The organism is Mycobacterium parmense, assembly GCF_010730575.1.
Lineage (GTDB): Bacteria > Actinomycetota > Actinomycetes > Mycobacteriales > Mycobacteriaceae > Mycobacterium > Mycobacterium parmense.
Map to the genome: position 1 here is coordinate 213618 of NZ_AP022614.1, position 20462 is coordinate 234079.

The window sequence follows — 20462 nt, forward strand, 5'->3', positions numbered from 1 at the left end:
TCAGCCGAACGCCGTGTCCAGGATCTCCTGCTGCTCGACGGCGTGCACCTTCGACGAGCCCGACGACGGCGCCGACATCGCCCGTCGCGAGATGCGCTTGATGCCGGACAGCTTGTCCGGCAACAACTCCGGCAGCTCCAAGCCGAAGCGCGGCCACGCGCCCTGGTTGGCCGGCTCCTCCTGCACCCAGAAGAACTGCGTGGCGTTGGGGTAGCGGTCCAGCGTCTCGTTCAGCCGGCGCTTCGGCAACGGGGCGAGCTGCTCGATGCGCACGATCGCGACGTCGTCGCGGTTGTCCTTGGCCTTGCGGGCCACCAGCTCGTAGTAGATCTTCCCGCTCGTCAGCAGGATCCGGCTGACCTTGCCGCGGTCCCCGACGCCGTCCTCATAGGTCGGCTCCTCGAGCACCGAGCGGAACTTGAGCTCGGTGAAGTCCCTGACATCGCTGACCGCGGCCTTGTTGCGCAACATCGACTTCGGCGTGAACACGATCAGCGGGCGCTGCACCCCGTCGAGTGCGTGCCGGCGCAGCAAATGGAAGTAGTTCGACGGCGTCGACGGCATCGCAATCGTCATCGAGCCCTCCGCCCACAGCTGCAGGAAGCGTTCGATGCGCGCGGAGGTGTGGTCGGGACCCTGCCCTTCGTGGCCATGCGGAAGCAGCAGCACGACCGACGACAGCTGGCCCCACTTGGCCTCGCCGGAGCTGATGAACTCGTCGATGATCGACTGCGCGCCATTGACGAAGTCGCCGAACTGCGCCTCCCACAACACGAGCGCGTCCGGGTTGCCGACCGTGTAGCCGTACTCGAAGCCAACGGCCGCGTACTCCGACAGCGGCGAGTCGTACACCAGGAACCTGCCGCCGGTGGGGGTGCCGTCGGGATTGGTCGCCAGCAGTTGCAGCGGTGTGAACTCCGCGCCGGTGCGGCGGTCGATGATCACCGAGTGACGCTGCGAGAAGGTGCCGCGGCGGGTGTCCTGACCCGACAGCCGCACCAGCTTGCCCTCGGCCACCAGCGAACCCAGCGCCAGCAGCTCGCCGAAGGCCCAGTCGATCTTGCCCTCGTAGGCCATCTCGCGGCGCTTCTCCAGCACCGGTTGCACCCGCGGGTGCACGGTGAAACCCTCCGGCAGCGCCAGGAACGCGTCGCCGATGCGCGACAGCAGCGCCTTGTCCACCCCGGTGGCCAGGCCCGCCGGGATCATCTGGTCCGCCTCGACCGACTCACTGGGCAGCGCGTTCTGCTTCTCCAGCTCGCGGACCTCGTTGAAGACCCGCTCCAGCTGGCCCTGGTAGTCGCGCAGCGCGTCCTCGGCCTCTTTGATCGAGATGTCGCCGCGGCCGATCAGGGCCTCGGTGTAGCTCTTGCGAACGCCGCGCTTGACGTCGACGACGTCGTACATGGCGGGGTTGGTCATCGACGGGTCGTCACCCTCGTTGTGTCCGCGGCGGCGGTAGCACAACATGTCGATGACGACGTCCTTGTGGAACGCCTGCCGGAAGTCCACGGCCAGTTTCGCCACCCACACGCAGGCTTCCGGGTCGTCGCCGTTGACGTGGAAGATCGGGGCCCCCACCATCTTGGCCACGTCGGTGCAGTACTCGCTGGAGCGCGAGTACTCGGGCGCGGTGGTGAAACCGATCTGGTTGTTGACGATGATGTGGAGGGTCCCACCGACGCGGTAGCCCGGCAGGTTCGCCAGGTTCAGCACCTCGGCGACCACGCCCTGTCCGGCGAAGGCCGCGTCGCCGTGCAGCATCATCGGCACCACCGGGAACCGGTCGGCGGCCTCGTCGGTGATCAGGTCCTGCTTGGCGCGCACCAGGCCCTCCAGCACCGGATCCACGGCCTCCAGGTGCGACGGGTTGGCGGTCAGCGACACGGCAATGTCGTTGTCCCCGAACATCTGCAGGTACACGCCGGTGGCGCCGAGGTGGTACTTGACGTCGCCGGAACCGTGCGCCTGGGTGGGGTTGAGGTTGCCCTCGAACTCGCTGAAGATCTGCGAGTAGGGCTTGCCGACGATGTTGGCCAGCACGTTGAGCCGGCCGCGGTGCGGCATCCCGATCACCACCTCGTCGAGGCCGTGCTCGGCACACTGGTCGATCGCCGCATCCATCATCGGGATGACGCTTTCAGCGCCTTCAAGCGAGAAGCGTTTCTGCCCAACGTATTTGGTTTGCAGGAACGTCTCGAAGGCCTCTGCGGCGTTGAGCCGGCTCAGGATGTACTTCTGTTCGGCCACAGTGGGTTTGACGTGCTTGGTCTCCACTCGCTGCTGCAGCCACTGCTGCTGCTCGGGTTCGAGGATGTGGGTGTACTCGACGCCGATGTGTCGGCAGTAGGCGTCGCGCAGCAGGCCCAGGACGTCGCGCAGCTTCTTGTACTCGCAACCGGCGAAGCCGTTGACCTTGAACACCCGGTCGAGGTCCCACAGGGTCAGGCCGTGGTTGAGGATCTCGAGATCTGGGTGGCTGCGGAACCGGCTGCCGTCCAGCCGCAGCGGGTCGATGTCGGCCATCAGATGACCGCGGTTGCGGTAGGCCGCGATCAGCTCCATCACCCGGGCGGTCTTGTCGACGATCGAGTCCGGGTTGTCGGTGCTCCACCGCACCGGCACGTACGGATTGCCCAGCTCGCGGAAGATCTCGTCCCAGAAGTCGTCCGAGAGCAGCATCTCGTGGATGGTCCGCAGGAAGTCGCCGGACTCGGCGCCCTGGATGATGCGGTGGTCGTAGGTCGAGGTCAGCGTGATGAGCTTGCCGATGCCGAGCTCGGCGATGCGCTCCTCGCTGGCCCCCTGGAACTCGGCGGGGTACTCCATGGCGCCGACGCCGATGATGGCCCCCTGCCCCGACATCAGGCGGGGCACGGAGTGCACGGTGCCGATGGTCCCCGGATTGGTCAGCGAGATGGTCACCCCGGCGAAGTCCTCGGCGGTGAGCTTGCCGTCGCGGGCCCGCCGCACGATGTCCTCATAGGCGGTGACGAACTGGGCGAACCGCAGTTCCTCGCAGCGTTTTATGCCCGCCACCACCAGCGAACGTTTGCCGTCCTTGCCCTGCAGGTCGATGGCCAGGCCCAGGTTGGTATGCGCCGGCGTGACGGCGGTGGGTTTGCCGTCGACCTCGGCGTAGTGGCGGTTCAGGTTCGGGAACTGCTTGATCGCCTGCACCAGCGCGTAGCCCAGCAGGTGGGTGAAGGAGATCTTGCCGCCGCGGGTGCGCTTGAGCTGGTTGTTGATGACTATGCGGTTGTCGATCAACAGCTTGGCCGGGATGGCCCGCACGCTCGTCGCGGTGGGCACGTCCAGCGACGCGGACATGTTCTTGACGACGGCCGCGGCGGCACCCCGCAGCGTCTGCAGCTGGTCGCCGTCGGCGGGCGGGGGACCGGGGGCCTTGGGCGCCCCAGCTCCGTTGCCGGCCGCGGCGGGGGCCTTGACGGCCTCGGGGGGACGCGCGGGGGCGGGCGGTGCGGTGGGCTTCGGTGCGGCGGCGGCGCGCCCGTCGGCGGGGGAGGCGGTGGCGCCGGCGGCCGGTGCAGTGGCTTCAGTCGCTTTGGCGGCGTCAGTGGGCTTGGCGGCTTGAGTGGCCGGCTCGGGGTTGTAGTCGACCAGGAATTCGTGCCAGCTCGGATCAACCGAGGAGGGGTCCTCGCGGAACTTGCGGTACATCTCCTCGACCAACCACTCGTTCTGCCCGAATGGTGAACTTATGTTGCTCACGACCGCCGTTCGCCTCAATTCCTAGGTCCCGCAGGCCCCGTCAGCGCTGCTGCGTGACGGCTGCACCTTCCTGGGCCCCGGGTGGCGGAGTACCTCACACCCGAGGCGACCTCCATTGTCTCGCCCCATAAAGGCTAACCTTTCGCGGGCGAATCGCCAGAGCGACCAGGGGCGGGTTAGCTGGCCTCGTGCACGGGCGGCACCAGGTGCAGCGCGCGGGGCCACCGCACCGGTGCGGGCCCGAACGCCTGCCGTGCGTTGCGGACGATCTTCTTGCCCGCGAGGTAGTTGCCGATGGCGCCGACGACGACCCCGATGCCGACGGGCAGCAGCTTGCCGAACATCAGCGCGCTGCGCCGCACCGTGTACCGCTTGACCCACGACTTGAGCAGCCTCGAGTTGAGCCCCGAGACCGACGACAGCGGCAGCGCGGCCACGCCTTCGGAGATCCACCCGCCGTGGGTCCGCCCCGGACCGATCAACTGTGCGACGGCCTGCTTGCTGTTGTTGCCCACCAGCACCGACAACACGAGCGCGCGGCGCCGTTCCCGGTGATCAGCCGGGATACCGTAGACCGCCGCCACCGCCAGCACGTAGAAGGCGGTGGCCTCCAGGAACGCCACGGTTTCGGCCGCGGCCGCGGACAGTGCGCTCAGCGTGCCAACCCCCGGGATGGTCGCGGCTGCCCCCACGGCCATCCCGCCGGCGGTGATCATCGCCACGTAGCGCCTCTCCAGCTTGGCCAGGATGTCGGCGGGGCCACTGCGCGGGTTGGCGTCCCGGAGCCGCGACACGTACGCCTCGGCCGCCGGGCCCTGAATCCGCGAACTGCGCTCGATGACCTGCGCCAAGGCGCGCGCGGACGCCTTCGGACGACTGTCGGTGGGCTCCGGCGCCGGGCCGGCGCCGGACGTGTTCGAAGGCTTCGAAGACCGCTTTCGTCGGGGCCACATCATGTCTCTCCTGCAAATGGCGTCTCTTCAGGCTAACGCGCCTCCCGGCGGGTCGTCGGCCGCGCGCCTATTTGCCTCACCCGTAATAATGCAGTCGGGACGTCGCTGCCGGCCCGAACCGCGAACGGTCCAGGCGGGGGCATTGCGGGCAGGCCGGCGTCGTCGGGAGTGGAAACGAGGTGGGAAATTGACCACGGCGATGCCCCGGTCAGCCGGGGACACCCGGCCCGCGGGGTCCGCTTCACCCCTGGTCGGCAGGCTGCGGGGTTTTCTCGCCGGGAATTCGCCGCACTCGCAGAACCCGTGGAACGCGCTGTGGGCGATGATGATCGGCTTCTTCATGATCATGGTCGACTCGACCATCGTGGCGATCGCCAACCCCACCATCATGGCCGACCTGCGGATCGGCTACGACACCGTGGTGTGGGTCACCAGCGCTTACCTGCTGGGGTACGCCGTGGTGCTGCTGGTGGCCGGGCGACTCGGTGACCGGTTCGGCACCAAGAACCTCTACCTGATCGGCCTGGTGGTGTTCACCTTCTCCTCGGTGTGGTGTGGCCTGTCGGGCAGCGCCGCGATGCTGATCACCGCCAGGGTGGTGCAGGGGGTCGGCGCCGGGGTGCTCACCCCGCAGACCCTCTCGACGATCACCCGGATCTTCCCGCCGGAGCGCCGAGGGGTCGCGGTCAGCGTGTGGGGTGCCACCGCGGGCGTCGCCAGCCTGGTGGGGCCGCTGGCCGGCGGCGCGCTGGTCGACGGCCTGGGCTGGCAGTGGATCTTCTTCGTCAACGTTCCGGTCGGCATCCTGGGCCTGGGCCTGGCGGTGTGGCTGGTTCCGGTGCTGCCGACGCACGCGCGCCGGTTCGACGTGGTCGGCGTCGCGCTGTCCGGCGCGGGCATCTTCCTGATCGTCTTCGGCCTGCAGCAGGGCCAGGCCGCGCACTGGGAGCCCTGGATCTGGGCCCTGATCGTCGCCGGCGCCGGATGTATGACGGCCTTCGTGTACTGGCAGTCGGTCAACACCGACGAGCCGCTGATTCCGCTGGTCATCTTCGGCGACCGTGATTTCAGCCTGTGCAACCTGGGCGTGGCCATCACCTCGTTCGCCGCGACGGCGATGATGTTGCCGCTGACCTTTTATGCCCAGGCCGTCTGCGGGCTGTCCCCGACGCGCTCGGCGCTGCTGATCGCGCCGATGGCGGTGGCCAACGGTGTGCTCGCGCCGTTCGTCGGCCGGCTCGTCGACCGGTACCACCCGCGGCCCGTGCTCGGGTTCGGCTTCTCGGTGCTCGCGGTCGCGCTGACGTCGCTGTCCTTCGAGATGTCGCCGGCCACGCCGGTCTGGCGGCTCCTGCTGCTGTTCTTTGCGGTGGGCGTCGGCATGGCGTTCGTGTGGTCCCCGCTGACCGCGACGGCGACCCGTAACCTGCCGCCGGAGCTGGCCGGCGCCGGCTCCGCGGTGTACAACTCGGTGCGCCAGCTGGGTGCGGTGCTCGGCAGCGCCGGAATGGCCGCGTTCATGACCTTCCGGATCACCGCCGAGATGCCGCCGCGGCCGCCCGGGGGCGAAGGCATCGGAGGCATCGAAGGCGTCTCCCTGCAGATGCCGGCGTTCCTTCGTGACCCGTTCTCGGCCGCGATGGCGCAGTCGGTGCAGCTGCCCGCGTTCGTCGCGCTGTTCGGGGTCGTCGCGGCGCTGTTCCTGGTCGGCTCCACGCCGTGGTCGGGCAGCGGCGACCGGCGCGACAGACGAGTCGAGCCCGCCGAGGATGACTACGACGACGACGATTACGTCGAGTTCATCCTGCTTCGCGAACCCGACGTCGACGGCCCGTCGGACGTCCCGGGTGGCGCGCGCACGGAGCGGGTCCGGCGAGCGCCGCCGGCCGACGATTCGGCAGCCCGCGCCGGGCCGATCGGCTTTGCGCGCAACGGCTCTCATGTCGACGCCAACCGGCGCTTCCGGACGGTCGCTGACCTTTCTGCGGGCCCGCAGCGGTCCCGCAACGGCTCGCCGCGCGGCCGGAGCCGCCACCCCGAGCCCGGCGACGGCTCCGCTGATTACGGCCGGCACGCCTCCGGCAACTAGGTCAGTCGGCGGCCAGGGCGGGCTCGGTCAGGGCCAGGAACGCGCCGAGGTCGATCATGCCCGCGGGCGTGGCGGGCAGGTATTCGGTCAGCAGCGACGAGCGCACGATCACGGCGGCGTACTGCGCCCGGCTGATGGCGACGTTGAGCCGATTCCTGTTCAACAGGAACGAGATTCCACGCGGCACCACCTCCGCCGACGAGGCCGTCATCGAGACGAACACGACCGGCGCCTGCCCGCCCTGGAACTTGTCGACCGTTCCCACCCGGACCCCGCCGAGTCCCGCGGCGGCCAACCGCCGGCGCAGCAGTGCCACCTGCGCGTTGTAGGGCGCCAGCACCAGCACGTCGGCGGCGGTCAACTCGCGCGCGCCGTCTTCGTCGGTCCACGTCCCGCCCAGCAGTCGTTCGATCTCCGCGGCGATCGCGTCGGCCTCCTGCGGGCTGTCGGTCGAGTTGCCTTGGTGCTCAACTGAAAGCACCCGCACGCCCGGCCGACACCGGTCGAGACGACGCGCGGCGGCGCATTCGTGGGCATGCAGCCGGCCCTCGTAGGACAGCCGGGACACCGCGGCGCAGACCGCCGGGTGCATCCTGTAGGACACGTCGAGGAAGTAGCCTCGCTCGTCGGGCAGGGTGCGCCGGCCGTCCACGAGCCATTCCAGCGCCGAGGTGTCGACCGGTTCCGGATGGGTTCCCTGGCTGACCTGCGGCAGCTGCCGAGGGTCCCCGAGCAGCAGCAGGTTGGCCGCCGCGGGTGCCACGGCGATGGTGTTCGCCAGGCAGAATTGCCCCGCCTCGTCGACCACCAGCAGGTCCAGGCTTCCCCGCGGGACCCGGTTGGCGTTGGCGAAATCCCACGCCGTGCCGCCGATCACGCATCCCGCCGTGTCGGCGATGAAGGCGGCATAGTCGCCGCCGTCGATCTCCTGCCAGCGTGGCGCGGCGCGGTCGTTGCGCTTCTTGGCGACGCGCGCCGCGTCGAGTCCGGCGTCGATCACGCAATCCAGCAGGTTCTCCACGGTGGCGTGTGACTGCGCGACGACTCCGACGCGCCAGCCATGGCCGGTGACCAGTCGTTGGATCACCCGGGCGGCCGTGTGTGTCTTGCCGGTACCCGGCGGCCCGTGCACCGCCAGATACGACGAGTCCAGATCCAGCGCCGCGGCGGTCAGGTCGGCGACGGTGTCGGTGCCCCGCGGCAACGGGGCGCCGCTGCGGGTGCGGGGAGCACCCCGCAGCAGCACGTCGACCATCGCATTGCAGGGCAGCCGCGGCAGCCCGTCGGCCACGGCGGCCGCGGTCGACTCGATCGACTCCCGCAGCGCGGTCGTGGCGATGGGCGGTCCGGGGGCCAGCGCGAACGGCAGCTGCCCGAAGATGGTGCCGTCGTTGCCGACTCGCTCGACGATGACCACTTCGGTGGGTACCTTCGCGTCGTCGGCGCCCGCCACCTCGGCGCGACCGGCGGCCCGCCGATCGGGGTCGTCGGACATGCCCGGCGGTGCGGGCGGGTCGTAGAGCGCGAACACGTTGGTCGTCAGCTCGCCGCGGGCCAGCTCCCCGTGCAACCGCACCCTGCGTTGCGGCTTGCGGGCCCGCGGCGGCGTATGCCAGTCGACGACCACGGATGCATGGTCGGCGACGAACACGTCGGTGTCGTCCGACCACTCGTCGACCGGGAAGTTCAGCCGGTCGAAGTGCGACCACCAGAACGGCTTGTCCTCGCGGCGGTGGTAGCCGCGGGCGGCGGCCAGCAACGCCACCGCAGTCTGCTCGGGCGGGCGATCGCCGGCGGCGGCATCTCCGGTGAAGGCGGCCAGCGTGCGCGCCAGGCGGTCACGGTCGTCGACCGTGTTGCCTTCGGGGACGGGCTGGGCGCCGACGGGCACCACTCCGGATTCGTAGGCGCGCAGCATCAGCCAGTTGCGCAGCTGCTGGGTGGACCGGCAGTCGTAGAGGTTGTAATCCTCGATTTCCTTGAGCACGGATTCGGCCTCGTCCGCACTGCCCGCGGCGCGCAGTTCGCAATAGCGGGCGTAGGAGCTGATCGAGGCGGTGGCCGTGGTGACATCGCCCACGCGCAGCTGCGAGCCCATGTAGAGCGGCTCGAGTGCCTTGAGGCTGAACGACTCGGCGCCCACCCGAACGCTCTTGCGCACCAACGGGTACAGATCGACCAGCGTGCCGCTGCGCAAGAGTTCGTCGACCTCGTCCTCGCCCACGCCGTAGCGTCCGGCGAGACGCAGCAGCGCCGTCTTCTCATAGGGCGCGTAATGGTAGATGTGCATGTGGGGGCGGCGCTTGCGTCGCTTGGCCACCAGGGTCAGGAAGTCGGTGAACGCTCGGCGTTCGTCGAGGCGGTCGTGGGCCCACAGCGGGCGGAACTTGCCGGTGGGCCCGGCTTCCAGGACTCCGAACAGATACTCCAGGCCCCACTCGTGCCCGTCGGCGGTCCACAGCGGGTCGCCCTCGAAGTCGAAGAACAGGTCGCCGGGGTCCGGCTCGGGCAGCAGGGTCAGGGGCTGCGGGTCCACGATCTCGTACCGCGGGACACCGGTTTCGCGTTGCAGGACCTGGAGCCTGGCCTGGGCGATCAGCTTGCCCAGCGCGCCGGACGACAGATCCGGCACCGGCCCGGCGTGGCTCGCCAGTTCGACGACCGTGCCGATGCCGGCGTCGAGAAGCTTGGCGCGCTGAGGAACGCGCATCCCGGCGACCAACAGCAGGTCGTCGGTCGCGCGCAGTTGCTCCTCGCACAGCGGGCACCTCAAGCAGGCGCTGACTGTCTGGTCGTCCCAACGGACCGCGGCCCCGCCTGCGGTGTGCTCGTCGAGCAGCGCCTGCAGCCGCGCACGTTGCGAACGGTAGACGGGAAGCAGGTCGCAGACGCGATACGGCACGACGGTTCCGTCTCCGAGTTGCAGCTCGGCCGCCGGCGCCACGGGAACTCCCGAGCCGCTCAGCGCGTCGGCGTAGGCGGCGAGCTGCAGCAGCGCCGTGACCTTGGGCGAGCGGGCGAGCTTCGTGTCGACGACGCGGTAGCGCTCGCCGTCCAGGATCAAAAAGTCGGCGAAGCCGACGAACCGGCCGTCGAACATCGCGGCCTGATACACGACGGGGGCGCGCTTGGCGACGGCCTCGCGGGTGGCCTCCGCGGCAGCAGCCAGCCCGGCGACGGTGTAGGCGGGGCTGTCGACGATCGCGACCGCGGTCCCGAACTGCTCGCGCAGCCGTTGCAGCTCGCGCCGCTCGTGCTCGTTGCCGAGCGCGACGGTGCGCGCGAACAGTTCGTCCTCGACACTGACCGCGGGACCCCAGCCGAGTTTGGCGTCGAGTTCTCGCAGCAGGGCGTACTCGCAGCGCGCGGCGGCGGCCAAATCCGAGGCGCTGTAGACGATGTCTGCGCCGTTGACGAACACAGCAGTCACTGTAGGTGAGGGGTCTGACAGCGGGGCCGTTGTCGGCGGGCCCCCGGGTCAGTGGCCCGGCACGTTACCGATCAGCTCGACCGCGTTGCCGTTCCAGTGGAAGCGCACGTCGGTGTTCAGGCCGTTCAAGCCGCCCGGATAGGTCAGCGCCACGGTGTCCCCGGTGGTCTGCGCCGGGTCAATGCCGTTGAAGCCGTACGTGTCCGGGACCCCCTGCGGGATGAACTGCCCGAGATGGAACAGCACGGCCCGCGTCGTGGGGTTGACGGCGTTGGTGTTGGCCTTCACGATCACCGCCGACAGCTGAGCGCACTGGTTGTAGTTGCCGGCCAGCGGCTCGGGGTTCCACGGCTGCTGACTGCGCGGGTCACGGGGCAGTTCGGACACCACCTTCGCGATGGCCGGCGCGGCGAGGTTGACCGCGCAGGGATCCGCGGGCGTGCTGACGCCCGGCGCCGCCGCGGCCGACGTCGGGATCGGCGTCGCGGGAGCGGTGATCGACGGCGTGATGCTCGTCGGCTGCGGCGTCTTCGCGACGGTTGAGTCGCCGGACCCGCAGCCCGGCGTCGCGGCGATCAGGAGGGCGGCGGCCAGCCCGGTCAGGGGCTTGGCACGGCAGGCTAACGACCACACATCGACGCACCGTACCGTCCTCGGGCCGACCGGTGTGACAGGCGTGCCCGCGTGCCGCCGCGCTCGGCTACAGCGACCCGCCGCGCTCGGCTACGCCGAGCTTGCGGCCCCCAACTAGACTCCGTGGGCGATGAACCTCCCGGACAGCTCACCCGACGCTGCCTCACCCACCTTCGCCGACCTGCGCATTCACCCATCCGTCTTGCGTGCGCTGGCCGACGTCGGCTACGAGTCACCCACCGGCATCCAGGCCGCCACCATCCCGGCCCTGATGGCGGGCTCTGACGTCGTCGGACTGGCACAGACCGGCACCGGCAAGACGGCGGCATTCGCGATCCCGATCCTTTCCAAGATCGACGTCACCAGCAAGGCGACCCAGGCGCTGGTGCTGGCGCCCACCCGCGAGCTGGCCCTGCAGGTCGCCGAGGCGTTCAGCCGCTACGGGGCCCACCTGCCGCAGATCAACGTGCTGCCCATCTACGGCGGATCGTCCTACACCGTGCAACTGGCCGGTCTGAGGCGCGGCGCGCAGGTGGTCGTCGGCACGCCCGGCCGGGTCATCGACCATCTCGAGCGGGGAACACTGGACCTCTCGCGCGTCGACTACCTCGTGCTCGACGAGGCCGACGAGATGCTGACCATGGGGTTTGCCGAGGACGTCGAGCGCATCCTGGCCGACACCCCGGAGTACAAGCAGGTCGCCCTCTTCTCGGCGACCATGCCCCCGGCGATCCGCAAGCTCACCACCAAGTACCTGCACGACCCTTTCGAGGTCACCTCCAAGGCGAAAACCGCCACCGCCGAAAACATCTCGCAGCGTTACATCCAGGTCGCCGGTCCCCGCAAGATGGACGCCCTGACCCGTGTCCTCGAGGTCGAGCCCTTCGAGGCGATGATCGTGTTCGTCCGCACCAAGCAGGCCACCGAGGAGGTGGCCGAAAAGCTGCGGGCCCGCGGCTTCTCCGCGGCCGCCATCAACGGTGACATCGCGCAGGCGCAACGGGAGCGGACCATCGCCGCGCTGCGCGACGGCAGCCTCGACATCCTGGTCGCCACCGACGTGGCCGCGCGCGGGCTGGACGTCGAGCGGATATCGCACGTGCTCAACTACGACATCCCGCACGACACCGAGTCCTACGTCCACCGCATCGGGCGGACCGGTCGGGCGGGGCGTTCGGGGAGTGCACTGCTGTTCGTCTCGCCGCGGGAGCGCCACCTGCTCAGGGCGATCGAGAAGGCCACGCGCCAGTCGCTCACCGAGGCCGAACTGCCCACGGTCGAAGACGTCAACGCTCAGCGGGTGGCGAAGTTCGCCGACTCCATCACCGGCGCGCTGGGCGCCCCCGGCATCGAGTTGTTCCGCAAATTGGTGCAGGACTACGAACGCGAGCACGACGTTCCGATGGCGGACATCGCCGCGGCGCTGGCGGTCCAGTCCCGCGACGGCGAGGCGTTCCTCATGGCACCCGAGCCACCGGCCGAGCGCACCAGACGGCACGGCGACGACGGCCGGGACCGCGCCGAAAAGCCGCGGAACACACGCCCGTTCGCCACGTATCGCATCGCCGTGGGCAAACGGCACAAGATCGGGCCGGGCGCAATCGTGGGCGCCATCGCCAACGAGGGCGGCCTGCATCGCAGCGACTTCGGCCACATCGCCATCGGGCCCGACTTCTCGCTGGTGGAGCTGCCCGCGAAGCTGACGCGTGAGACGCTGAAAAAGCTGGACAAGACCCGCATCTCGGGGGTGTTGATCGACCTGAAGCCCGAGAGGTCGCCGGGAAAGCCGCCCGGCAAATACCGCGGCCGTGACGGCGGCAACCCGCGCGGAAAACACGCGGGATGACCCTGTCCGAGGAGATGGACGCCCAGGGCGGCCTCGAGCAGACCTCTCGCGTCGACCGGGTCGCCTCGCTGACGGGAATACGCGCGGTGGCCGCCCTCCTGGTCGTCGGCACCCACGCCGCCTACACCACCGGGAAGTACACCCACGGCTACTGGGGGCTGGTGGGCGCCCGATTGGAGGTCGGCGTGCCGATCTTCTTCGTACTGTCGGGCTACCTGCTGTTCGGCCCGTGGGTCAAGTCTGCCGCCACCGGTGTCGCCCCGCCGTCGCTGAGTCGTTATGCGCGGCACCGGGTTCGGCGCATCATGCCGGCGTATGTGATCACCGTGCTGTTCGCCTACGTGCTGTACCACTTCCGCGAGGCGGGCCCGAACCCCGGACACTCCTGGCTGGGGCTCGCGCGCAATCTCACCCTGACGCAGATCTACTGCGACGGTTACCTCGGCAAGTATCTGCACCAGGGTCTGACCCAGATGTGGAGCCTGGCGGTGGAGGCGTCGTTCTACGTGATCCTGCCGCTTCTGGCGTATGGGTTGCTGGTGCTGATCTGTCGGCGACGTTGGCAACCCCGGTTGATGCTCGGCGCCCTGGCCGCGCTGGCGCTGATCAGCCCGGCATGGCTGGTGCTGGTGCACGCCGATCACTGGTTCCCCGACGGCGCCCGGCTGTGGTTGCCCACTTACCTGGCCTGGTTTCTCGGCGGCATGGCACTGGCCGTGCTGCAGGCGATGGGGGTGCGCGGGTACGCCTTCGTGGCCATACCGCTGGCGACGATATGTTATTTCATCGTCGCGACCCCCATCGCCGGTGCGCCCACGACCTCTCCCGCCTCGCTGAACGAGGCGGTTGTCAAGACCGTGTTCTACGCCGTGATCGCCACGCTGGCCGTGGCCCCGCTGGCTCTCGGCGACCACGGGTGGTACTACCAACTGCTGGCCACCCGGCCGATGGTATGGCTGGGCGAGATCTCCTACGAGATCTTCCTCATCCACCTGATCACCATGGAGTTCGCGATGGTGTACGTGGTACGGGCGCACGTCTACACCGGCTCGATGCTGTACCTGTTCGTGGCGACAATGGTGCTCACCATCCCGCTGGCCTGGCTGCTGCACCGTTTCACGCGGGTGCGGCAGAACTAGCGGCCGGCGCCGAGCGGGGCCACCGTGGGGACGACGAACTCCTCGATCATCGCCCGCTCGTCGGCCTCGTCGCTGCCCGGAAACAGCAGCAATGACGTCAGAACCCGCACCACCCAGCGCGCCCGGCGTTGCACGACGGCGGGATCCTCCGGGCCCAGCGAGTTCACGAAGGCGGCGGCCAGCGCCGTGATCACCTCGGAGCGCCCGGCCAGCTCCCCGCCGATCGGCGGGCGGCTGGCCGCGAACCACGACGCCAGCGCGGGGCTGTCGCGGACCATCCGCAACACCGCGGTGATGCTCGCGACCAGCCGCTCGCGTGGGTCGTCGATTCCCTCGATCCGCTCCGTGACCGCGCGGCTCAACCGGTGCGTTTCGCGGTGCACATACGCCGTCCGCAGCGCCTCGCGGTTGTCGAAGTAGCGGTACAGCGTCGCGCGGGAACACCCCGCGGCAGTGGCGATTTCGCTCATCCCGATCGTGGTCGGGTCGCGCTCGGTGAAGAGCCGCTCGGCGGCGTCGAGGATCCGGTCCGCGGCCACCTCGACGCGCCGGGTCCCCAGCCAGTCGCCGGGCATCAGGATTTCACCCGGATGGGCACCGACAGCGGGCGCCGCACGTAACTGCCTCCCGCCCAGACTATTCCAGGGTAATCCACGTCGAAGTCAGGGCAGCGGTCCAGCAGCTCGGTCAGCGCAACCCGGGATTGCATGCGGGCCGCGGCCGCGCCCAGGCAGTGGTGCGCGCCGTGGCTGAAAGTGAGGATGTTGCGCGGGCGCCGGGTCACGTCGAGTTCGCCTGCGGTGGGCCCGTATTGGCGTTCGTCGCGGTTGGCCGAACCATAGAGCAGCAACGCCCTGCGCCCGGCTGGGATCGTCGTGTCACCGATCGTCACGTCGCGGGTGACCGTGCGCGCCAGACCCTGCACCGGCGAGGTGAGGCGGAGCAGCTCGTCGACCGCATCGGGGATGAGGCTCGGGTTGTCCACCAACAACTCTCGCTGGTCGGGTCGCTGGGCGAGCAGCGGCACCGATCCGCCCAGCATGCCGGTGACGGTGTCGTTGCCACCGGTGACCATCGTGAAGGTGAACGCCAAAATCGACAGGGTGCCCGAAATGTCGCCGTCGGCACCGACCCCGGCGGCGACCAGGTGGGAAATGGTGTCGTCGCCGGGCTCGGCGCGGCGCCGTTCGATGAGCCCGGTGAAGTAGGCCATCATCGACCCCACCGCATCACCGACGGTTTCCAGCGCACCCCCGACGCCGCCTTCGGCGGTGTTTGCCGCGACGATCGCCTGGGTCCAGCCGTCGAACTGCGCCCAATCCTGCTCGGGCACCCCGAGATAGTGCGCGACCACCATCGACGGCAGCGGCTTGAACAGCTCGGTGACGATGTCGCCGCCGCCGTCCGCGCGCAGCCGCTCGATGCGCTCGACGACGAACTCGCGCACCTTGGGCTCCACCGCCTCGACCTGTCGCGGCGTGAAGCCGCGTGACACCAGTTTGCGGAACTCGGTGTGCGCGGGGGGATCCTGCATCACAAACGGCGGATTATCCTGCAGTCCAATCATTTCCAGGTCGCCATAGCTGACGGTCAGCCCCTGGGCGGAGGAGAAGGTCTCGTGGTCGCGGGCCGCCGCCCAGACGTCGGCATGGCGGGACAGCACGTAGTAGTCGTCCTCGGGATGTTTGGGAGGCACGACGTGGTGAACGGGATCGTGTTCGCGCAGCGCGCGATACATCGGCCAGGGGTTCGGCCACGTCTCGGCGGTGGCGAGCTCGAACCTGACCTGAGGGCTGTGAGACATCAACGCCGTCATGTCTCATTTGTACGACAGTCTCCGCGAGATGTCAACAACCCGCCGAACGTACGGTGTGACCAAGGAGGCAACAAGCGTTCAGCGGGCCGCCGACCCCGTCGGCCGCGGGAGCCTTGACTGCGAGCCTCCCAGCGTCAAACTTGCACCAGACGCAAACTTGCGCGCCCCGCAGCTTTCGCTATTCTGGCGTGCATCGACACCTCATCACCGAAGCGTTCGGGGCACGGACTGCGCGAGCGCAAGAAACTGCAGACCCGCGACGCGCTAGCCGCAGCGGCGGCGCGGTTGGCGCTCGAACGCGGGCTCGACGCGCTGCGGGTCGAAGACATCGCCGCCGCCGCGAACGTCTCAGCGCGCACTTTCAACAATTACTTCGACAGCAAGTACGCGGCGCTGACCGCGCGCTACGTCGATCGAATGCGCCATGCCGCCCTCGCCTTGGAGGAACGCCCGGACGGCGAGCCGCTTTGGGAGGCGATCATCGAAGCTCTGCTGGAACAATGGGGCAGCTACGGTCGCGGGCACACGCAGCCGGACCGGGCGACCATCGCCGAGCTGCGGCTGATCTATGGGGCGCCGGCACTGCAAGGCGACATTCTGGCCGACGCCCTGTCCGTTGGCCACCCGTTCACCGCGGCCGTCGCAGCCCGCGTGGGGGCCGATGCGGACGGGGACCTGTACCCGCGGCTGGTGACTGCGGTCGTTACCGCCGCAACTCAGGCGGCGATCGCCACCTTCCTGGCGGCTGATCCGCCCGTCGCACTGGTACCGCTGCTGCGCCACGCCCTCACCGAAGTCGCCGCCGGTCTGCCTGAGCCGAAGCGAACCGATACCGCATGACCGAGGTGGCCCCGGCTTTCCTCGCACCGGTGAACTGCCGACACGGGGCGCCGATCTGGAGCGAAAAATGAAGCGCGACGGGCTCAAATGGCTGACCGACCCGGGAGCAGGAGATCACCAGTGACAGATGCGAGTGAGCTCGGAATGATCCAGGAGGTCGCTGAACGCTGGGGCAAACTCCTCGGGCAGTGCTCCCCGATGCATATCCCCGACGGCGCCGCCGACCTACCGCTACACGTGACTCACTGGGGTGACACCGGGCCGGACGTCTTACTGGTCCACGGTGGCGTCCAGGGCGGCATCGGTGGCGGCCCGGCCAATTTCGGCGGGCAGCGACCGCTGGCCGATCAGGGATGGCGGCTTAAATTGGTCGACCGCCCCGGCTTTGGGGCCAGCCCGTCGCGCGGGCCTGACAACATGCAGACCGACGCCGAACTGATCGCCGGACTTCTGGGCGACCGCAGCCACCTAATCGGCCACTCGTTTGGCGGTGCCGTGGCGCTGCTCGCAGCGGCCCAGCGTCCCGCAGCGGTCGCCTCGCTGATCCTGATCGAGCCGGCGCTACAGGCGATGGTCGCCGCCGACACCGAAAGTATGGCCGCCCCCGATGTCCAGGAGGGGACCCGGATCGTGGTGGATGCGCTGCTCGAATCCGAGACGCCGGCCGAGTTCGCCCGGTCTTTCGCGCAGCGTCTCGGCAACGGCGCGGCCGAGGGGCCCAACCCGTCTGCGGCAATGCTGGAAGTGGACCCCGCACGCGCCCACGGCCTTGGCTGCTCGCTGCTGCAGGCACAGATGGCGACGCCAGAAGTGTTGACGAGGGCAGCCAAGACCGTCGTCGACGCGCAGCTTGCGGTGTTGGTGATATCCGGAGGGTACACACCGAACCAGGATTCGGTCGGGCGGGCGCTGGCGCGTTTGCTGGCAGGCCGTCACGTCATCGTTCGTTCACCGAATCACTTTGTACAGGAAGAGAACCCAGACGAATTCAACGAGGTCGTCGACGCCTTCATGCGGGACAGCGACGGCGCGCACTAAGCCGGTTGGCGTTGCCGCTCCGATCTGCCGCCACCTGGGCGAATCGATCGAAGCCGCCCGGGCACCGCGGTCACCGCGCTGGCTGTCAGGCACTGCATCAAGGACCAAACCGATTGGGGCCCTCTATCCGAAGACGGCCAGCTCCATGCCTTTGTCGAGCGGCAGGGAAGTGCTGACGTAACCGTTCTCGGGGGTGTGAATGTAGTTGAGGTAGCTTCGCTTCGGGTCGAGGTTGACGTTGTCACCGAGGATGAGTGCGCCGGGCGCCAGGACCGGCTCGAGGATTTTGACGACCTCCAGGTCGAGATCGGGCCAGCCGTCGAGTAACACGAACTGCACCGGGCCTTCGATTGTGGTGAGGGTGCTGCGGGCGTCGCCTTCCAGGATGGTGATCAGGTCAGCGACCCCGGCTTCGGCAAACGTTGCGCGGGCCGCCGCCAGCTTGCGAGAGCTCATCTCGGTGGTGACGATGTGTCCGGTTCCGTTGTCGCGGACGGCGGCTGCCAGGTGCAGTGTCGAGATCCCGTACGACATGCCGTATTCCACGATCGTCGTCGGTTTGACCGCACGAACGAGGCTGTAGAGCAGTCGGCCCGATTCGGGGGCTACGGACAGGTAGTAGTCCTGGCACGCGTCGGCCCGTTCGTCGATCGGGTAGTCAGTAGGAGACATGCCCTGTCGGCGCTTGCTATCCAGCTGCGCATTGGCGAATAGGCGAGTGATGATCGAGGCGTATTGAGGTTGATTGAGGGTCGCAGTCACCCCGCTAGACTAGACGCACCGTTGCGTATTGTCTAGAAAGGCATGGTGTTAGGTGAGCAGTGTGTCCGATATCCCATCGCATCGCGGCAACCGGCACGGGCGCAGTGAGGCCGCACGTGCGGCCGTTCTTCGCGCCGCCGACGACCTACTCGTGGAGAAAGGCTTCATGGCAGTGACCGTCGAGGGCATCGCCAAGGCGGCCGGAGTGGCAAAACAAACCGTCTACCGCTGGTGGAACTCCAAAACCGAGGTCTTGATGGATGCCTTCCTCGAAGACGCGGCCGCCGACCTTGAACCGCCCGACACCGGCACTCTCGAGACTGATCTGCGCGCACACTTGCGCTCCACAGCAGCATTCCTCACCGTCGACGACGCCGGCGCCGTGTATCGCGCACTCGTGGGTCAGGCGCAACACGATCCGGAGCTTGCCAACACATTTCGAGCCCGCTACCTCAGCGATCAGCGAAGTCGAGACCAAAAGCCGTTCGAACGTGCAATCTCTCGCGGTGAGTTATCACCCGACACCGATATGCCCGCGCTGGCGGAGAAGCTCGTGGGGCCCATGCACTATCGGGTAATCGTGACGGGTGAACCGATCGATGACACCTTCATCGACGCCGTTATCGATGACGTCCTGTCGATATGCCATCTTCGGTGGACGCCGGATGCGCCACCGCCGGAGACGCGCACTGCACCAGCACCCGATGGCAAACCCAGGCGTCAGTGCTAGTTAAGAATCGCTAGTTAAGAATCGCCCCGGCATGCCCGGAGATGCTCTTCACCACGCCGTTTGGCAACGTCCAGCAAGCGCGCTCAGATGGCCGCGCCCGGGTTCAGGATGCCCTGCGGGTCCAGCGCAGCCTTGATGCGGCGGTTGAGGTCCATCACCTCGGGGCCCAGGTAGCCGGCCAGCCACGGCCGCTTCAACCGGCCGACGCCGTGTTCGCCGGTGATGGTGCCGCCGAGGCCGACGGCCAGATCCATGATCTCGCCGAAGGCGAGGTGGGCACGCGCGGTCATGGCGGCGTCGGCGGGGTCGTACACGATCAGCGGGTGGGTGTTGCCGTCGCCGGCGTGCGCGATCACCGAGATCATCAGGTCGCGCGCTGCCGCGATCCGTGCGATCCCGGTGACCAGCGCGCCCAGGGCCGGAAGCGGGACCCCGACGTCTTCGAGCAGTAGCGACCCCTTGGTCTCGACGGCGGGAATGCAGAACCGGCGGGCCGCGACAAATGCTTCGCCCTCGTCGGGATCGTCGGTCGCAAACACCTCGGTGGCGCCGTTTTCGGCGAACACCGCGGCCATCACCTCGGCATCGTCGCTGCCGGCCCGGCCGCGCTCGTCCGAGCCGGCCACCAGCATCGCCGCGGCCGAACGGTCCAGGTCCATGTGCAGGGTGTCCTCGACGGCGTTGATCGCCACCGAATCCATGAACTCCAGCATCGAGGGCCGAAGCCGGGCGGTGACGCCGAGCACCGCCTCGACCGCAGCCTCGACCGAGGCGAAGCCGGCCACCACGATGCTGGACGCGTTCTGCTTGGGTACGAGCCGCAACGTCACCTCGGTGACGACGCCCAGCGTGCCTTCACTGCCGACGAACAGCTTGGTCAGCGACAGGCCTGCGACGTCCTTGAGCCGCGGGCCGCCCAGCCGCACCGCGGTGCCGTCGGCCAGCACCACCTGCATGCCCAGCACGTAATCGGTGGTGACGCCGTACTTCACGCAGCACAATCCGCCGGCGTTGGTGGCGATGTTGCCCCCGATGCTGCAGATCTCGTACGACGACGGGTCCGGCGGGTACCAGAGGCCGTGCTCGGCGGCAGCTTTCTTCACCTCGGCGTTGAACAGCCCGGGCTGGCACACGGCGGTCCGGGTCACGGGGTCGACGGAGATGTCACGCATCTTCTCCGTGGACAGCACGATCCCGTTGTCCAGCGCGGTCGCCCCGCCGGACAGGCCGCTGCCGGCCCCCCGCGGCACCACCGGGACGCCGTTGGCGGTGGCCCAGCGCAGCACGGTCTGCACGTCCTCGGTGCGCCGCGGCCGGACCACGGCCAGCGGCTTGCCGGCCGACGGGTCGAGCGCGCGGTCCTGCCGGTAACCCTCGGTCACGGTCGGATCGGTGACCACCATCCCGGCGGGCAGCGCGGCGATCAGACTTGCCAGCGGATCAGGGTTCACGCG

General features: G+C 68.8%; 14 protein-coding genes. 6 read left to right on the forward strand and 8 right to left on the reverse strand.

What is annotated here, in order from left to right; translation table 11 throughout:
- A complete protein-coding gene (locus G6N48_RS01000) occupies positions 1-3732 on the reverse strand; it encodes a multifunctional oxoglutarate decarboxylase/oxoglutarate dehydrogenase thiamine pyrophosphate-binding subunit/dihydrolipoyllysine-residue succinyltransferase subunit (protein WP_163670762.1) in 3732 nt (1243 codons plus the stop codon).
- Positions 3733-3908: 176 nt separating this feature from the next.
- Positions 3909-4685, reverse strand: coding sequence for a hypothetical protein (locus tag G6N48_RS01005; RefSeq protein WP_139825745.1), 777 nt, complete (start codon positions 4683-4685; stop codon positions 3909-3911).
- Between the two features lie 187 nt (positions 4686-4872).
- On the opposite strand from G6N48_RS01005, the gene G6N48_RS01010 reads away from it, so the two are divergent.
- The gene (locus G6N48_RS01010) at positions 4873-6774 is read left to right on the forward strand and encodes an MFS transporter (RefSeq protein WP_372511160.1); all 1902 of its coding nucleotides are present in this window, start codon (positions 4873-4875) and stop codon (positions 6772-6774) included.
- Position 6775: 1 nt separating this feature from the next.
- On the opposite strand, the gene G6N48_RS01015 is transcribed toward G6N48_RS01010, so the two are convergent.
- Positions 6776-10195, reverse strand: a complete 3420-nt coding sequence (locus tag G6N48_RS01015) for a TM0106 family RecB-like putative nuclease (RefSeq protein ID WP_085269017.1) — start codon at positions 10193-10195, stop codon at positions 6776-6778.
- Between the two features lie 57 nt (positions 10196-10252).
- The gene (locus tag G6N48_RS01020) at positions 10253-10837 is read right to left on the reverse strand and encodes an LppP/LprE family lipoprotein (protein WP_085269016.1); all 585 of its coding nucleotides are present in this window, start codon (positions 10835-10837) and stop codon (positions 10253-10255) included.
- 130 nt (positions 10838-10967) lie between these two features.
- Here G6N48_RS01020 and G6N48_RS01025 point away from each other — a divergent pair, with 130 nt between their 5' ends.
- Positions 10968-12683 (forward strand): DEAD/DEAH box helicase, encoded by a 1716-nt coding sequence (locus G6N48_RS01025; protein ID WP_085269015.1) that lies wholly within the window; start codon positions 10968-10970, stop codon positions 12681-12683.
- Complete coding sequence (locus tag G6N48_RS01030; protein WP_085269014.1) at positions 12680-13822, forward strand: acyltransferase family protein; 1143 nt, start codon at positions 12680-12682, stop codon at positions 13820-13822. Before G6N48_RS01025 ends, G6N48_RS01030 begins: the two co-directional genes overlap by 4 nt.
- On the opposite strand, the gene G6N48_RS01035 is transcribed toward G6N48_RS01030, so the two are convergent.
- Both G6N48_RS01035 and G6N48_RS01040 read right to left on the reverse strand, forming a co-directional pair.
- Positions 13819-14397 carry a TetR/AcrR family transcriptional regulator gene (locus G6N48_RS01035; RefSeq protein ID WP_085269013.1) on the reverse strand — a complete coding sequence of 193 codons (579 nt, stop codon included), beginning with the start codon at positions 14395-14397 and terminating at the stop codon, positions 13819-13821. The two genes, G6N48_RS01030 and G6N48_RS01035, sit on opposite strands and share 4 nt — an antisense overlap.
- A complete protein-coding gene (locus G6N48_RS01040) occupies positions 14397-15638 on the reverse strand; it encodes a cytochrome P450 (RefSeq protein ID WP_163670765.1) in 1242 nt (413 codons plus the stop codon). The genes G6N48_RS01035 and G6N48_RS01040 overlap by 1 nt, the downstream gene beginning before the upstream one ends.
- A gap of 246 nt (positions 15639-15884) precedes the next feature.
- Here G6N48_RS01040 and G6N48_RS01045 point away from each other — a divergent pair, with 246 nt between their 5' ends.
- Positions 15885-16478, forward strand: coding sequence for a TetR/AcrR family transcriptional regulator (locus G6N48_RS01045; RefSeq protein ID WP_269475427.1), 594 nt, complete (start codon positions 15885-15887; stop codon positions 16476-16478).
- Positions 16479-16622: 144 nt separating this feature from the next.
- On the forward strand, positions 16623-17516 hold the full coding sequence (locus tag G6N48_RS01050; protein ID WP_161494206.1) for an alpha/beta fold hydrolase: 894 nt from the start codon (positions 16623-16625) through the stop codon (positions 17514-17516).
- A gap of 123 nt (positions 17517-17639) precedes the next feature.
- Here the strand turns inward: G6N48_RS01050 and G6N48_RS01055 are convergent, their stop codons facing one another.
- The gene (locus G6N48_RS01055) at positions 17640-18278 is read right to left on the reverse strand and encodes an O-methyltransferase (RefSeq protein WP_085269010.1); all 639 of its coding nucleotides are present in this window, start codon (positions 18276-18278) and stop codon (positions 17640-17642) included.
- Positions 18279-18330: 52 nt separating this feature from the next.
- Here G6N48_RS01055 and G6N48_RS01060 point away from each other — a divergent pair, with 52 nt between their 5' ends.
- Positions 18331-19008, forward strand: coding sequence for a TetR/AcrR family transcriptional regulator (locus G6N48_RS01060; protein ID WP_085269009.1), 678 nt, complete (start codon positions 18331-18333; stop codon positions 19006-19008).
- A gap of 83 nt (positions 19009-19091) precedes the next feature.
- Here G6N48_RS01060 and G6N48_RS01065 read toward each other — a convergent pair whose 3' ends face one another.
- Positions 19092-20459 carry an FAD-binding oxidoreductase gene (locus tag G6N48_RS01065; RefSeq protein ID WP_085269008.1) on the reverse strand — a complete coding sequence of 456 codons (1368 nt, stop codon included), beginning with the start codon at positions 20457-20459 and terminating at the stop codon, positions 19092-19094.
- Positions 20460-20462 lie beyond the last annotated feature (3 nt).